General features: G+C 71.9%; 15 protein-coding genes. 4 read left to right on the top strand and 11 right to left on the bottom strand.

Features of this window, described 5'->3' with window-relative positions; translation table 11 throughout:
- Positions 1-31: 31 nt before the first annotated feature.
- Positions 32-1,138, top strand: a complete 1,107-nt coding sequence (locus tag CPCC7001_RS01500) for a sensor domain-containing diguanylate cyclase (protein WP_225867137.1) — start codon at positions 32-34, stop codon at positions 1,136-1,138.
- Here CPCC7001_RS01500 and CPCC7001_RS15880 read toward each other — a convergent pair.
- The 4 genes from CPCC7001_RS15880 to CPCC7001_RS01485 all read right to left on the bottom strand — a co-directional run bounded on the left by CPCC7001_RS15880 (position 1,127) and on the right by CPCC7001_RS01485 (position 4,698).
- Positions 1,127-1,252 carry a hypothetical protein gene (locus tag CPCC7001_RS15880; protein ID WP_255347421.1) on the bottom strand — a complete coding sequence of 42 codons (126 nt, stop codon included), beginning with the start codon at positions 1,250-1,252 and terminating at the stop codon, positions 1,127-1,129. The two genes, CPCC7001_RS01500 and CPCC7001_RS15880, sit on opposite strands and share 12 nt — an antisense overlap.
- Before the next feature lie 15 nt (positions 1,253-1,267).
- Positions 1,268-1,453, bottom strand: a complete 186-nt coding sequence (locus CPCC7001_RS01495; RefSeq protein ID WP_006911673.1) for a hypothetical protein — start codon at positions 1,451-1,453, stop codon at positions 1,268-1,270.
- A 111-nt stretch (positions 1,454-1,564) separates the two neighbouring features.
- Positions 1,565-2,245: a cupin domain-containing protein gene (locus CPCC7001_RS01490; RefSeq protein WP_043369298.1), complete on the bottom strand. Its 681-nt coding sequence runs from the start codon at positions 2,243-2,245 to the stop codon at positions 1,565-1,567.
- A gap of 14 nt (positions 2,246-2,259) precedes the next feature.
- The gene (locus CPCC7001_RS01485) at positions 2,260-4,698 is read right to left on the bottom strand and encodes an HAD-IC family P-type ATPase (RefSeq protein ID WP_006910202.1); all 2,439 of its coding nucleotides are present in this window, start codon (positions 4,696-4,698) and stop codon (positions 2,260-2,262) included.
- A gap of 142 nt (positions 4,699-4,840) precedes the next feature.
- Between CPCC7001_RS01485 and CPCC7001_RS01480 the strand changes: the two genes are divergently transcribed.
- Positions 4,841-5,098 carry a hypothetical protein gene (locus CPCC7001_RS01480; protein ID WP_006909107.1) on the top strand — a complete coding sequence of 86 codons (258 nt, stop codon included), beginning with the start codon at positions 4,841-4,843 and terminating at the stop codon, positions 5,096-5,098.
- 11 nt (positions 5,099-5,109) lie between these two features.
- Here the strand turns inward: CPCC7001_RS01480 and CPCC7001_RS01475 are convergent, their stop codons facing one another.
- Positions 5,110-5,871 (bottom strand): TIGR01458 family HAD-type hydrolase, encoded by a 762-nt coding sequence (locus tag CPCC7001_RS01475; RefSeq protein WP_006910518.1) that lies wholly within the window; start codon positions 5,869-5,871, stop codon positions 5,110-5,112.
- An 86-nt stretch (positions 5,872-5,957) separates the two neighbouring features.
- On the opposite strand from CPCC7001_RS01475, the gene CPCC7001_RS01470 reads away from it, so the two are divergent.
- Positions 5,958-6,404 carry a TspO/MBR family protein gene (locus CPCC7001_RS01470; RefSeq protein WP_006909828.1) on the top strand — a complete coding sequence of 149 codons (447 nt, stop codon included), beginning with the start codon at positions 5,958-5,960 and terminating at the stop codon, positions 6,402-6,404.
- 6 nt (positions 6,405-6,410) lie between these two features.
- Here the strand turns inward: CPCC7001_RS01470 and CPCC7001_RS01465 are convergent, their stop codons facing one another.
- Positions 6,411-8,075, bottom strand: coding sequence for a SulP family inorganic anion transporter (locus CPCC7001_RS01465; RefSeq protein ID WP_006911536.1), 1,665 nt, complete (start codon positions 8,073-8,075; stop codon positions 6,411-6,413).
- Positions 8,076-8,319: 244 nt separating this feature from the next.
- Here CPCC7001_RS01465 and CPCC7001_RS01460 point away from each other — a divergent pair, with 244 nt between their 5' ends.
- On the top strand, positions 8,320-9,945 hold the full coding sequence (locus CPCC7001_RS01460) for a serine hydrolase (protein WP_006910686.1): 1,626 nt from the start codon (positions 8,320-8,322) through the stop codon (positions 9,943-9,945).
- A gap of 43 nt (positions 9,946-9,988) precedes the next feature.
- Here the strand turns inward: CPCC7001_RS01460 and CPCC7001_RS01455 are convergent, their stop codons facing one another.
- From CPCC7001_RS01455 to CPCC7001_RS01435, 5 genes are read right to left on the bottom strand one after another with little or no spacing between them, the layout of a single operon-like run.
- Positions 9,989-10,555 (bottom strand): PAP/fibrillin family protein, encoded by a 567-nt coding sequence (locus CPCC7001_RS01455; protein WP_006909791.1) that lies wholly within the window; start codon positions 10,553-10,555, stop codon positions 9,989-9,991.
- Positions 10,542-11,162: a hypothetical protein gene (locus tag CPCC7001_RS13900; protein ID WP_006909367.1), complete on the bottom strand. Its 621-nt coding sequence runs from the start codon at positions 11,160-11,162 to the stop codon at positions 10,542-10,544. The genes CPCC7001_RS01455 and CPCC7001_RS13900 overlap by 14 nt, the downstream gene beginning before the upstream one ends.
- Positions 11,162-12,232, bottom strand: coding sequence for a type III polyketide synthase (locus CPCC7001_RS01445; protein ID WP_006910749.1), 1,071 nt, complete (start codon positions 12,230-12,232; stop codon positions 11,162-11,164). The genes CPCC7001_RS13900 and CPCC7001_RS01445 overlap by 1 nt, the downstream gene beginning before the upstream one ends.
- On the bottom strand, positions 12,223-13,368 hold the full coding sequence (locus tag CPCC7001_RS01440) for an NAD(P)/FAD-dependent oxidoreductase (RefSeq protein ID WP_006911473.1): 1,146 nt from the start codon (positions 13,366-13,368) through the stop codon (positions 12,223-12,225). Before CPCC7001_RS01440 ends, CPCC7001_RS01445 begins: the two co-directional genes overlap by 10 nt.
- A complete protein-coding gene (locus tag CPCC7001_RS01435; protein ID WP_225867136.1) occupies positions 13,358-14,200 on the bottom strand; it encodes a methyltransferase domain-containing protein in 843 nt (280 codons plus the stop codon). The genes CPCC7001_RS01440 and CPCC7001_RS01435 overlap by 11 nt, the downstream gene beginning before the upstream one ends.
- Between the last annotated feature and the right edge of the window lie 85 nt (positions 14,201-14,285).

The raw sequence follows: 14,285 nt of genomic DNA, 5'->3' as shown, positions 1-14,285 counted from the left end.
CCGGGCCATGTTCCTAAGGTGATGCCAGCAGGTGAGGAGCACGATGTATCCCGACTACCCCCTGCCTGCAGACGAGCCCGACCGGCAACGGGACCTCGAGCGCTACGGGGTGCTCGACAGCCCCGACGACACCCACTTCGATCGGCTGGTGCGCCTGGCCTCCACTGTGCTGGAGACGCCGATCGCCCTGATCTCCCTGATCGACAAGAACCGCCAGTGGTTCCTGGCCCGCCATGGGCTCGATATCACAGAAACTCCGCGTGAGCAGGCGTTCTGCGCCCACACCATCACTGAGGGCGAACCGCTGGTGGTGCCTGATGCGCGCACCGATCCCCGGTTCTGCAGCAATCCCCTCGTGCTGGGCGAGCCGGGCGTCCGGTTCTATGCCGGCGCTCCGCTGGCCTCTCCTGATGGCCACAACCTGGGCAGCCTCTGTGTGATCGATCGGCAACCGCGCCGGCTGAGTGCGGCCCAGGTGAAGCTGCTGCAGGATCTGGCCGACCTGGTGGTGCGTGAATTGGAGCTTCGCCGGCAGACGAGTCTCTGCCCGCTCACGGGGCTCGCCAACCGGATGAGTTTTCTGGAGCAGGGACAACGCGAGCTGGACCGGGCCCTTCGCGATGGCGACCCCATGGCCCTGCTGCTGATCGACATCGATCAGTTCAGCACCATCAACAACCGCTGGGGCCACCAGACCGGCGACGAACTGCTGAACGCCGTGGCGGAGGTGTGCCGCTCCCAACGGCGGCCGCGGGATCTGGTGGGCCGCATGCGGGACGACGCCTTCGCGATCCTGATGGTCGACACCGGCCAGGACGCCGCCCTGGAGCGCTCCGAAGCGATCCGCTGCGGCATCGCGGATCTTCAGGGCACCCTCAGCGGCGGGCCCGGTCTGCAGGTGAGCGGGGGGCTGACGGAGCTGAGCCCCTCCGATCAGCGCATCGAGGATCTGCTGGCCCGGGCAGGGCAGGCCCTGCTGCTGGCCCAGAGCAGTGGGCAGCCGCATCAGATCGCCCGGCTCGTGCACGAGACCATGCCGGGCCCGATGCAGAGCGCGAGCGCGGAGCCGGCTCTCCTTTCCGGCCAGAGCGGCCATGGGCGGCGGGGTGATGACCCCGACCCGGCATCAGCCCCCTGAGGCGGCAGCCAGCACCAGCAGCTCGGTGAGGAAGGCCAGCCCAGCAGCACCCAGTGCCGCCAAACCCGCCCAGTGGAGCAGGCGGTTCGCCACCAGAAAGCGCATCGGAATCATGGCCTGGCCTCGGGATCAGGAGGGCGCCAGCTCCTTGCAGGCCACCTGGCTCAGCGGTGCGGCGAAGGCGGGGGAGCCATGGCGGGAGAGGGGCCAGCGACGCAGCCAGCAGCAGTCGCCGTCCTGGTCGATGCTGAGCACCTGGTAGGTCTGGTCGGGGTTGGTGGAGAGCTGAACGATCTGACCTTGTTGAAGGTTCATGGCAGAAACCGCAGAGGAAAAGGAGTCAGCCGTGGGGCAGGCATCAAACCTCCATCAACGTAAAGGACTATTTCGGCAACTTGACAGCCGGTCACAACCTGGTCATCACTGTCAGCGAATGAGCACCGCTGGCAGGGTGTCGGGCAGGTGGCCGGTCTTCACCCAGATGGTGCAGCCCGCCTCACTCCACGGGCGGTGGGCACTGCCGGGGGGATTGCGCAGCCAGCTGCCGGCCGGATAGGTGCCCTGGTCATCCTGAAACACCCCTTCCAGCACCAGGATCTCCTCGCCGCCGGGGTGGCCATGGGGCTGGAACACGGTGCCGGGCGCCCAGCGCACCAGGGCCACATGCTCCGAACCGAAGGCATGCAGGGGCATCACACTCAGGCCGGGCACCAGCCCCGGCACCCAGGTGCCCCGCGTGGTGTCGATCGCCAGCTGCTGCTGATCGGCGGGGTGCATCTGGTGCAGCTTCACCAGGAGCGTGCAGCCCGCCCTGCTGAACGGGGCATGGGAACTGCCGACCGGGTTGCGCAGGTAGGTGCCGGCCGGATGGTCCCCCTGCTCGTCGGAGAAGGTGCCCTCCAGCACCAGGATCTCCTCGCCGCCGCCATGGGTGTGCCGATCAAACCGGCTGCCCGGGGCGTAGCGCACGATCGAGGTGGCGCGGGCCACTTCCCCACCGAGGCGTTCGAGCATGCGCCGCTCCACCCCGGGCAGCGGTGAAGGGGTCCAGGCCAGGGCGTTGGTGTCAAGCGCCACGCGCTGGGTTCGATCGACGTGGAGCTCCATGGGGTGGATGCCGGTCACGGGCAAGGACGGCCCGGGCGCTGGATGGGCACCCCGGCGCTGAACACACCCGCCAGCCCCAGGGCCAGCAGGGAGCTGCACAGCACCGTAACCACCTGGCCCGGCAGCAACGGGGCCAGGCTGAGGCCCTGCCGGATCCAGGGGACGGTCACCAGCAGCCACAGCCCCAGGCCGAGGCCGGCGCCGGCGGCGGTGATGGGGCTGCGGCGATCCCCGTTCAGCCACACCAGGCCCCCGCCACCGAGCAGCAGCAGGGAGAACACCAGGCTGCGGTGCGTTTCCACGCTCGACTCCGGCCAGAAGGCCAGCACCAGGGCGGCCGCCAGCAGCACGGCTCCCTGGGCGAGGGAGCGGCGCCAGGTGCCTGTACCGAACAGGGGGGCCTCCGGTGGGCGGGGGGGCTGACGCATCAGGCCCGGTGCTGCCGGCAGGGCTTCGAACACCACCGTGCATGCCGGATCGATCACCAGATGCAGCAGGGCGATGTGCACCGGCAGCAGGAGCAGGGGATGGCCGGGCAGCAGCAGGGGCAGGAGGCTGAGCCCCGCGATCGGCAGATGGATGGCCAGGGTGTAGCCCAGCGCCCGGTGCAGGTTGGCCTCCACGCGCCGGCCCAGTTCCAGCGCAGCCACCAGATCGCCGAAGGTGTCGCGCAGCAGCACCAGATCGGCGGCCTCCCGGGCCACGGCGGTGCCGCGCCGACCCATGGCCACGCCGATGTCGGCGGCCTTGAGGGCCGGGGCGTCATTGACGCCATCGCCGGTCATCGCCACCACCTCCCCGGCGGCCTGGAGCGCCCGCACCAGCTGCAGCTTCTGCCGGGGCATCACCCGGGCGAACACCGGCACCTCCCGGATCGAGCGCGCCAGCGCCCCGGGGGTGAGGGCCTCCAGTTCGGGGCCGGAGAGCACCGGTCCCGGCGGCAGCCCCGCCTGATCGGCGATCGAGCGGGCGGTCACCGGGCTGTCCCCGGTGATCATCACCACCCGCACCCCGGCGGCCTGCGCCGTGGCGATCGCCGCCGGCACGTCGGAGCGCAGGGGGTCCGCCAGGCCCACCAACCCCACAGGCTCGAACAGGTAGCCGTGCACGTGATCCGGCAGGGCATCGCCGCCGGCCGGCCGCTCTCCCCCGTGCAGCGGCACGCCATCGAGTCCGCGGGCCACGGCCAGCACCCGCAGCCCCTGGCGGGCGAGGCCATCGGCGGCGGCGAGCAGGGCGGCGGCGGGGCCGGCTTCGAGGTGGCACAGATCGGCGATCGCCTCGGGCGCTCCCTTGGCGGCCAGCCGCAGGCCCCCCTGCCCGTCCTGCCAGAGCCGGGAGAACACCAGCAGATCGCTCTGCAGCGGGTACTCACGCTCCAGGGGCCAGTCGGGATGGAGGTGCTCGGTGCCGGCGAGCGCCTCGCCGGCGAGGCGCTGGATCGCCCGTTCCATCGCATCCACCGGATCGCCGCGACTGGCCAGCACCGCCAGTTCCACCAGGGGATGAAAGGGCTCCCGAAGGACCTCCCCCGCCCGCCACACCTGCTGCTGCGGCCAGGTGAGCAACTGATGCACCCCCATGCGGTTCTCGGTGAGGGTGCCGGTCTTGTCCACGGCGAGCACCGTGGCGCTGCCCAGGCTCTCCACCGCCGCGGGCCAGCGGGCCAGCACCCCGATCCGGGCCAGGCGCAGGGCTCCGAGGGCCAGGAACAGGGCCAGCACCACGGGGATTTCGTTGGGCAGCAGCGCCAGGGCCAGGGCCAGGGCCGCCAGCAGGGCCTGGGGCCAGGAGCCGCTGCTGGCCCCCTGCACCACGGCCAACACCGCGCAGAGCCCCAGGGCCAGCACGGTGAGGCGCGCGGTGAGGCGGCGGGTCTGGCGCTGCAGCCGGGTGGGAGGCGGCTGCACGGTGGCCAGGCTGCTGCCGAGCCGGCCCAGTTCGGTGGCGTCGGCCACGGCCACCACCTCCGCCCAGCCCCGGCCGCCGGCCACCAGCGAGCCCGCCAGGATCCGCTCCCCGGGGCTGGAGCGGGCCACCGGCAGGGATTCACCGGTGAGCAGGGATTCGTCCAGCCACAGACCCACCGCTTCCACAAGGGAGGCGTCAGCCGCCACCCGGTCGCCTTCCTCCAGGCGCAGCCGGTCACCCACCCGCACCTGCTCGGCCGGCAGGTCCAGCTCCCGGCCGTCGCGCCGCACGTGGGCCCGGGGTGCGGACAGGCGGGCCAGCTCCGCCAGGGCCCGGCTGCTGCGCCGCTGCTGCACGGCATCGAGGAGGCTGATGCCCAGCACGAACACCAGCAGGATGGCGCCATCCACCCATTCCCCGATCAGGCCGTAGATCAGGGCACAGGCCAGCAGCAGCACGTTGGTGGGCTCGAGCCAGCCCAGGCCGGCGCCCCGGTGGGCTGTGGAAGCGCCGGCGGCGGCGATCGGCGGCGCTGGCGGCATCCTCAAACTCCCGGCAGAGGCAGGTGAATCCAGGCCATCCCAGGAGTCTGGATGCCGCCGGCGCTCACGGTCCGGCCAGGGTGATTCTGGCGGGCCCCGGCGGAGAGGCACTGGGCAGGATGGAGGCACCAGCCCCGCCGCGATGGCCGACCACGAAGGACAGCAGCTCAGCCCGCGCGCGATGGTGCGCGCCCACGCCTACCCGGTGCTGGCGGCGATCGCCAGCCTCAGCCTGGTGGCGATCGCCGTGCTGCAGATCCCCTCGGCCGTGCGCGACCACCGCTACAACCGCTGTGTCGACGCCCAGATCCAGCTGCGCCGCGCCGCCAACCTCACCGGCCAGGAAGGGCCGGGCAAGCTGCTCTACCTGCGGGCCGTGGAGCACTGCGAGGGGCGCTGAGCCCCGGCTCCTCAGCCGCGCTCCAGCGCTCCGGGCAGCTCGGCAAGGCTGGGGATCACCAGAGCCTGTGGCGCGCATCGGCGCTCGTCTCCCGGCCGGTACTTCCCCGTGCGCACCAGACAGCCGCGCAGCCCCGCCACCAGGGCCGCGGCCACATCGGCTTCCGCGTCGTCCCCCACCATCAGGCACTGCTCCGCCGGCAGCCCCACATCCGCCACCAGCTGGGCGAAGAACGCGGCCGAGGGCTTCCCCATCACGACCGGCTCCACCTCCGCCGCCCAGGCGAGGCCCTGAATGAACGCCCCCGCATCCAACATCCACTGCCCACCCTCGCGGAAGCGGCGGTTCATGCCCAGACCGATCAGGGGAGCACCGTCCAGCAGGAGCCGGAAGGCCCGGTTCAGGGCGGCGTAGGTGAGCTCCCCGCGGGCGTCCCCCAGCAGCACGCAGTCCGGGCTCTGGCCCTCGAGATCCGCGAACACGCTGCGGATCGCCGGATGCACCAGGCAGTGGGGCGTGAGCCCCCGCTCCCGGATCCAGGCCCGGGCCGCCAGGGGGGCGGTGAACAGTTCGCCCGGCTCCACCCGGACGCCGAGGGCCGCCAGGTCCCGCAGGATCCGGTGGTGGTGGCGGGTGGCCGTGTTGGTCACGAACCGCAGCGGCAGCCCTCGCTGCCGAGCCCAGCTCACCGTGGTCACGGCCCCCGGCAAGGGAGTGCCGGGCTGGTCGTAGAGCACACCGTTGAGGTCGAGGAACAGGGCGGCAGGAAGCATGGGGGCCGGCCTCCGGATCTGCGGAGATCCATGCTGGCCGCCGTGGCGGCTGCCACAGTGATGGGAAGCCGCGGGGATCCGCAGCCATGACCGCCGCCCTGCTGATCCTGCTCGCCATGGCCGCCGTGGTGGCCGCCCTTAACCCCGGCCGGGAGGACTTCGCCGTGTTCCTGCGTCTGCGGCGGCCGGCCTGGCTCACCTTCGAGCCGCTGATCCCCTTCATCTGGATGGCGATCTACGCCTGCTTCTACGCCTCGGCCCTGCTGAGCTGGAATGGGAGCCGCAGCGGCTGGCTGATGGCCGGCTACCTGGTGCTGCTGGTGCTGGTGCAGAGCTACACCTGGGTGATCTGCCGCACCCGCAACCTGGCCAACGGCACGGCAGTGGGTTTCGCCGGCTGGGTGTGGGGGGTGGCCCTCGCGGTGCTGGTGGCATCCCACTCCCAGCCGGCCTGGCTGCTGCTGATCCCCTACCTGCTCTGGAGCCCGGTGGGCACCTTCGTGACCTGGCGGATGCAGCGGCTCAACCGCTGAGGGCCCTCAGGCCAGGGTACCCACGGCATGGATCAGGGCCTGGTGCCGGGTGAGGTCGATGTGATCGCGCGGCAGCTGTTCGTAGAGCTTGAGCTGCTCCAGCCGCCGCAGGGTGGTGCCCCGGGCCCCCACCACATAGACGTTGCGGCCGGCTTCCACCGCTTCCTCCACGGCGTTCTCGATCGCCAGGGCCGCCGTGAGGCCCAGATGCACCACTTCGCTGAGATCGAAGATCACCGCCTTGCAGTCGCCGATGGCGTTGTGCTCCCGGTTGATCGCCTTGGCCACCCCGAAGATCATCGAGCCGTTGAGCTGGAACAGCAGCACCTGGCCGGCGCCGGCATTGAGGAGCTCCCGCTCCGGATCACTGAGTTCCCCCGCGTCGTCGCCGGTGCTCACCAGCCGCACGCCCCGGGTCTGCATCGCGCTCATCTTGTCGATCGTGATGATGTTGGCGATGAAGATGCCCACCCCCACGGCCACCATCAGATCCACCAGCACCGTGAGCGCGATCACCACGTAGGTAATCAGGGCCCCTTTGCCGGAGAGCTGGGGCACCCGCGCCAGGAAGCCCCAGTCCACGATGTCGATGCCCACCTTGAACACGATCGCCGCCAGCACGGCGAGGGGGATCTGGGCCGCCAGCCCTGACCCGGCCAGGATCAGCAGGGCCAGGATCACCGCCCGCAGCACCCCGGAGAGCCCGGTGCGCCCCCCCGCCTGGATGTTCACCACGGTGGCGGTGGTGGCGCCGGATCCGGGCAGGGCACCGAACAGACCGGCGGCGATGTTGGCCACCCCCTGGCCCACCAGCTCCTTGTTCGACTTGTGCTCGGTGCGGGTGAGGCTGTCGGACACCAGACAGGTGAGCAGACAGTCGATCGAGCCGAGCATGCCCAGCAGGGCCGCATTGATCAGCACCAGCTGCAGCACCTCCGGCGAGAGGGAGGGCAGGGTGAGCTGGGGCAGGCTGCTGGAGATGGCACCGATGCGGCGCAGCTCCACACCCTGAAAGGCCACCAGGGACAGGATCGTGCCCACGATCAGGGCGAAGAGCTGCGAAGGGATGAGCCGCTTGACCCGTTCCGGTGTGAACCACAGCACCACCAGGGTGATCAGGGCCAGGGCCGATTCCATCGGCCGGATCCCCTGCAGCAACTGGGGCACGTTCTGGAGCGTGCCGAGCACTCCGCCGGGGGGTGGCGCCTGGCCCAGCAGGGGGCCGATCTGCAGCACGATCAGGATGGTGCCGATGCCGCTCATGAAGCCCGAGATCACCGTGTACGGCATCTGGGTGATGTAACGGCCCAGCCGGAACACCCCGTAGAGGATCTGGAACACCCCCGAGAGCATCACCACGGTGAAAGCCACCGCCAGGGCTTCGGCGGGGTTGTCCAACCGGGTGGTGAGGCTGGCCAGCACGGCGGTGAACACCACCGTCATCGGGCCGGTGGGTTCGGAGATCAGAGCCGGCGTGCCGCCGAACAGCGCCGTGACCAGGCCGATGATCGCCGCTGACCACAGACCCGCCGCCGCTCCTGCGCCGGAGGCCACACCGAAGGCCAGCGCCATCGGCAGCGCGATCACGGCGGCGGTGAGCCCTCCGAAGAAATCCCCGCGGATGTTGTGGCGGCCGATGTGGTTCAGGATCCGGCCGGCCTTGGGTGCCATCGACGCAGGGGGCGGAGGGCTTGCCGTCATCAACAGGCTGCGAATGTTCCAGGGGAACCTACAGATGAATCCCACGGAACACCAGGCAGGGGATGTTGACGCCGCCGCCAGCCCCGCCATGGTGAGAGCTGGAAGACTCCTGCCCGTGGAACAGGCTGAAGCGCACCAGGCCAGAGCGCACCAGGCCGGAAGCAAATGCGGGTGTCAGCTGACGTCCCAGCCGGCAGGGAAGCCGGCAGGGCAGGTGAAACCATCAGGCCTGCGGCGCGCCCTGCCCTGGCCGCTGGCCCTTGGCCTGACACTGGTGATGGCCTCCGGGGGCTCTCTGGCCGCTGAGCACACCGCAGCAGACCAGCGCGTCGCGGCCCTGGCCAGCAGCCAGGCCGGTGACGCCACGGCAACCGCCAAGGACGAGGAGGCCAAGCGGCTGGCGATGGCCCTGGAGAAGCTGCCGGGCCTGATCAAGGCCGCCATGGCCCGCAGCGGTGTGCCGGGGTTGGCGGTGGTGGTGGTGCACGACGACGCCACCGTGGTGTTGCAGGGCTATGGCACGCGACGGCTCGGCAGCGGGCTGCCGGTGGATGGCGACACGGTGTTCCAGCTCGCCTCCCTCTCCAAGCCGATCGCCTCCACGGTGATCGCCTCCCTGGTGGGCGATGGCATCGTGAGCTGGGACACCCCGGTGATGGACCAGCTGCCGGAGGTGGTGATCGGCGGCCGCAGCCTCGGAGCGCGGGTGACCCTGCGGGATCTGCTCGCCCACCGCAGCGGCCTGCCGGACCATGCGGGCGATGACCTGGAGGACCTGGGCTTCGATCGCGCCACGGTGCTGGGACGCCTGAGCCTGCTGGACACCGGTAACCGTTTCCGGGCGGCCTACGCCTACACCAACTTCGGCTTCACCGCCGCCGGCGAAGCTGCGGCCCGCGCCGCCGGCCGCAGCTGGGAGGACCTCTCGGCCGAGCGGCTCTACGGGCCGCTCGGCATGACCAGCACCAGCTCCCGCCATGCCGACTATCTGGGCAGGAGCAACCGCGCCGATCTGCACCAGCAGCGCAATGGCCGCTGGCAGCTGAGCGGCGGCCGCCAGCCCGATGCCCAGGCGCCGGCGGGCGGGGTGAGCGCCTCGGCCCGGGATCTGGCCCGCTGGATGCGGCTCCAGCTCAACGGCGGCAGCATCGAGGGCCGCCAGCTGGTGGCGGCAGCGGCACTGGGGGAAACCCACCGGCCCCAGATGATCAGCGTGCCCCCGGCCGATCCGGCCCGCGATCCGGCCCGCACCTATGGCCTGGGCTGGAACGTGGGGTTCACGCCCCCCGATCAGGTGCGCCTGAGCCACTCGGGGGCCTTCGCCCTCGGGGCCGCCACGGCCGTGAGCCTCATCCCCTCCCAGGGGCTGGGCATCGCGGTGCTCACCAACGGCAGCCCGATGGGGGTGCCGGAGGAGGTGATCGCGGCGTTCCTCGATCTGGTGGAGCTGGGCCGGGTGCAGCGCGATTACGCCGCCCTGCTGGCCCCCGTCTTTGCGCAGATGATGCAGCCTGACTACCCGATCGTGACGGCCGCAGCGGGTGCACCGGCGCTTCCCCTGGAGCGCTACGCCGGCACCTACGCCAACGCCTACCTCGGGGATGTGACTGTGACCCTGGAAGGGGATTCTCTGGTGATGCGCCTCGGACCCGAGCGGCGCAGCGCCCCGCTCACCTCCCTGGGCGAGCACCGTTTCTCCTACCTGCCTGTGGGGGAGAACGCCGGAGGGCCCAGTGCCGTGACCTTCCGGATCGGCGCCGGCGGCCGCAGCGAGGCGGTGGTGATCGACAACCTCAACGTGGAGGGCATGGGCACCCTGCAGCGACGCGATCGGCCCTGAGCACCGGCACGGCAGCACCGCGCCCGAGCACACCCCCGGGCCTTCAAGCAGCAGGCGGCAGGAGGTCCTCGACGCGGAGATCATCGCGCCGCAACAGGGCGAAGAGCGTGCCGGCATTGCCGCGGCAGAGGCGCAGCTCCTGATCGAGCACGGTGATGTCGAGCCAGGCCGGGGTGGCGGCGCTGACCTGCCGCAACAGCCGCAGCCGCTCCGGGCCGATCGGGGGCCCGAGCCAGCCGCCCCGCTGGAAGCGCACCTCCACCCGCTGGGCCGTGGCGATCGTGATCCGGGCCTCCAGGGCGATGCCTCCGAGCGGCCCCAGCGGTCCAGCGGCCCGCAGCAGATTCATGGCCCGGCCCAGGGATGGAGCCAGCAGCTGCAGGTTCTCCAGCCAGGGGGTGGCCTGCAGATAGGGCTGGCGGCTGCTGCTCCAGCGCAGCTCCCACACCCCCTCCAGCAGCTCCGCAGCCCCATCGGCGCTGAGATCGGCGGGCTGGGAGGCTTCCAGGGCCGCGAACGCCTGCCGCACGGCCTGGTCGTGACGGTTGGCACGGCCTCGGGGCTGCTCCCGCAGCAGGGTGAGCAGCTGCTGGCGATCAGGGGTCTCCATCAGGCCCTCCTGAGTCCTGCCCTGGATCCAGCCCTGGGCGTTCACCGGCCCGGCCACTGGTGCCGCCCATGGCGTCGCCGGTGCCGGATCCGGGCCGCCCGGATCCGGTGATCTGGGTGATCAGGTTGGGCACGAACTTCTCCGAGAATCCAGCCACGAAGGCCCACACCAGCAGCTTGGCGAAGTCGGCATTGCTGGCGGGGTGCACGTCTGCCACAAAGCCACGCACATCGGTGAAGCCTGCCGTGTCACCGCAGAACTTGGGAAAGATGCCGCCCGTGAGCACCTGGCCCATGAACATCAGGTAGAGCAGGCAGGCGAAGGCCACCGCCACGGACGCTTTCCAGACCAGATACAGCCAGGGGGAGCCCCCATCCGAGGCCAGCGGATCTTCTCGGAATGGTTGATTGAGAACCGATCCCACCACCGCGGCCATGGCCACGAACAGGGCCGTGGGATAGGGGCTGAGATTCTGCTCGGCGGCGATCTGAACGAACATCGCGTAGCAGAGCAGGCCCGCCACGGCCACCGTGACGAAGGCGGTGGCCCGCTGCGCGGCGCGGCTGGAGTGGCCACGGCTGGATCGCCCGGAGCGGCTCTGAGGCATCACGGCAGCTCGAGCAACGCCGCTTCCACGGTGAGGCCTGGGCCGAATCCGAGCGCCAGGCATGGGCCGGAAGCCGCACCGGCACCCGGCGCGCCCGGCGCCGCGGCAGGGCCCAGGAGCCGCTGGAGGATGAACAGCACGGTGGCTGAGGACATGTTTCCGTACTGCCGGAGAACCTCCCGGGAGCCATCCAGCCGGCCGGGCTCCAGTCCGGCGCTCTCCAGCACCGCGGAAAGAATGCGGGGTCCCCCGGGATGCACGGCCCAGTGCTGAATGGCTGGGAGGCTCAGGCCGTGGCCGGCCAGCCAGGCCTCGAGCCAGGGGCGCAGCCGGGCCGCGATCAGCCCGGGCACCCGGGCCGAGAGGGCCATGGAAAAGCCGTGGTCCTCGATGATCCACGCCATCGCATCGGCGCTGGCCGGCACCACGGTGGACCCACAGGCCCGCAGGCGCAGGCGCCCGGCCTCCGGTCGGGCGGCCACCGCCACCACGGCACCCGCCCCATCGGCGAAGAGGGCATTGGCCACGATGTGGTCCGGATTCCAGCCCTCCTGCAGATGGAGGCTGCACAGCTCCACGGCGCAGAGCAGCACGCAGGCCCGGGGATCGGCCTCCACGAAGGCCTGGGCCACCCGCAGACCATTGAGGGCCCCATGGCAGCCCATGAAGCCCACGTGGGTGCGAGCCACATCCGGCCGCAGCGGCACGGCCTCGATCAGGGCCAGGTCCACTCCCGGGGCCGAAAACCCTGTGCAGGACACGGTGACCAGATGGGTGATCGCATCCGGTGCGATGGCGGCGTCCTCCAGCGCCCGGCGGCAGGCCTGCAGGGCGAGGGGCACCGCTTCAGTGCGGTAGTGGCGCATCCGCTCCGCGGTGGAGGGGTTGGTGGCGGCCAGGAGGGGCACGCAGTGGCGGCCGTCCACACCGGAGCGCAGGTAGATGCGGCGCAGCAGCCGCTGCTGGCGCAGGGTGGCGGCCGCCATCTGGGGAGCAAGGTCCAGGGTCTGCTCCTGGCTCAGCCGCCGTTCCGGCACCGCGGTGCCGAGGCCCCGCAGGATCAGACCCATGGCGGCAGCTCCGTGTGCTGCAGGGCGCCGGCCAGCGCGCCCGCAACGGCGGGCATCCCAGCCCCGAGCCGATGCAGGGTGCGGCAGAACGTCGGATGCCGCAGGGTCCAGGCCACCTGACGGCAGAAACGCTGGTGGCGACCCACCCAGCGCAGGTGCTGCCGCGGCCACTCGGCGGCGATCGCCTCGTCCCACCCCTCCACAGCGCGCAGCGCCAGGGGCACCACGGCCAGGGCGGAGGTGAGGGCCCAGCCCATGCCCTCGCCCGTGAAGGGCTCCACGTAGCCGGCCGCATCCCCCAGCAGCAGCAGCCGCTCGCCCGCCAGCGGCACGCTGCGGCGGCTGAGGGGCGGCGTGCGCTGCCAGCGGGCTGTGGCGAGGGCGGGCAGGGGGTCGAAACCCGCTTCCCGCACCACCGCGTCACAGGCTCCGGCCACACCGCCCCCGGCCCGGATCAGCTCCGGATCGAGGGCCGCGGCGAGGTTGAGGCTGCCGTCCTCCACCCGCACCAGGCCCACATACCCCCCACGGCCCACGGCCATCGCGATCGTGCCCGTCCCGTAGCTGGCAGGGGCTTGCGGCAGCACGCAGCCCGCTCCCACGCGGCTGTCCGGGGCGGCGTGGCTCCGCCAGGCCGGCCGGGCTCCGAGCGCGCCCGGCACCAGGCCCGAGGCCGCGAGCACCAGGCGCGCCTGCAGCTGCTGCTGGCCGCCCCGGCGCTGCAGGAGCAGCCGGCGCCAGGGTCCCGGCCCCTCCGCCAGCACGGCACGCGTGCCGAGCCGCACCTCGGCACCGGCCGCCGCAGCCGTCTGCAGCAGCGCCTGATCCAGGCATGGCCTGGAAACGGCCCGGCTCCGGCCCAGGGGCACCGGCAGGGTGGCACCGGCCACCCCCAGCTGGAGCTCGCGCAGCGGCACACCCCGCTCCACCAGCTGCTCCAGGCCGAGGGCCCCCAGAGCCGCGATCGCCTGGGGGCTCAGGCAGGCACCACACACCTTCCAGCGCGGAAAGCGCCGTTGCTCCACCAGCAGCACCTTCACCCCGCGGCGCGCGAGGGCCAGGGCCGCGGCCGAGCCGGCGGGACCCGCCCCCACCACCACCACGTCCCAGAGCGGTGCATCGCCATCAACCGGCAAGGGAGTCCTCCCCGTGATGGCCCGCTGCCCCCTGCAGGGCCGCTGCCAGGCCTTCGGCTGCACCTCGGTCGGGCCGGCACCAGGAGAGCAGGAAGCGTTCGGGCCAGAAGCGGCGCAGCTCGGCCCCCTCCAGGCCGGCCGCCGCCGCCAGCGCCCGCACCTCCTCGATCCGGAATGCCCCACCCACCGACAGGGGACCGTCCACGTGCACCACCGGCGATCGGCTCAGGAGCCGCGTGCCGGCCCAGGTGAGCAGCAGGTCGAGGCGGCTGCGCACCAGATCGTGCACGAGCAGCTGGGCCTCGGTGGCTGCGGCCATCCGCCGCAGCAGCGTTTCCGCCTCCGCCGTGCCGAGGTGGTGCAGGAACAGGGAGCAGGTGATCAGCTGGTATCCGCCGGGGAGGGGGGCGCCGAGGGCGTCGGCCTGGAAGAACTCCGCCGCCAGCCCCTCGGCCCGCGCCGTGCGGCTGGCCAGGGCGACGGCCTCCGGGCTGAGGTCACAGCCGTGCACCTCCAGAACGAGACCCTCCCGCCGTCCCAGCCTCACCAGCTCACGCACGGTGTCGCCACCACCGCAGGCCACATCCAGCACCCGCAACGGCCTGCCGGGGAGGCGGCGGGCGAGACGGCGCACGGCGGGGGCGAAGCAGCCGATGGTGCGGGTGAGGGCATTGATCCTGGCCAGACCCCGCAGCGCCGCCTGGTGGGCGGCGGCATCGAGCCCGGGCTGATCCATCACCTCGGGCCGAAGTGTGCGGCGCTCCAGCCCGGCCCAGAGCGTGGGCAGGGGAACGGAAAGGGACCGGACCAGTTCGGCGGATTCAGCCCGCAACGCCTGATCCCCATCGCCCGCCAACCCTAGGCAGCAGAGACCATCGCGGGGGGCCCTGCCTAGGGTGCGGCCATCGGCTCGGCGG

The sequence above is a fragment of the Cyanobium sp. PCC 7001 genome (assembly GCF_000155635.1).
Classification (GTDB): domain Bacteria; phylum Cyanobacteriota; class Cyanobacteriia; order PCC-6307; family Cyanobiaceae; genus NIES-981.
Note: the sequence above shows the minus strand (reverse complement) of the source record. Positions and strands in the feature narration are given on the sequence as shown.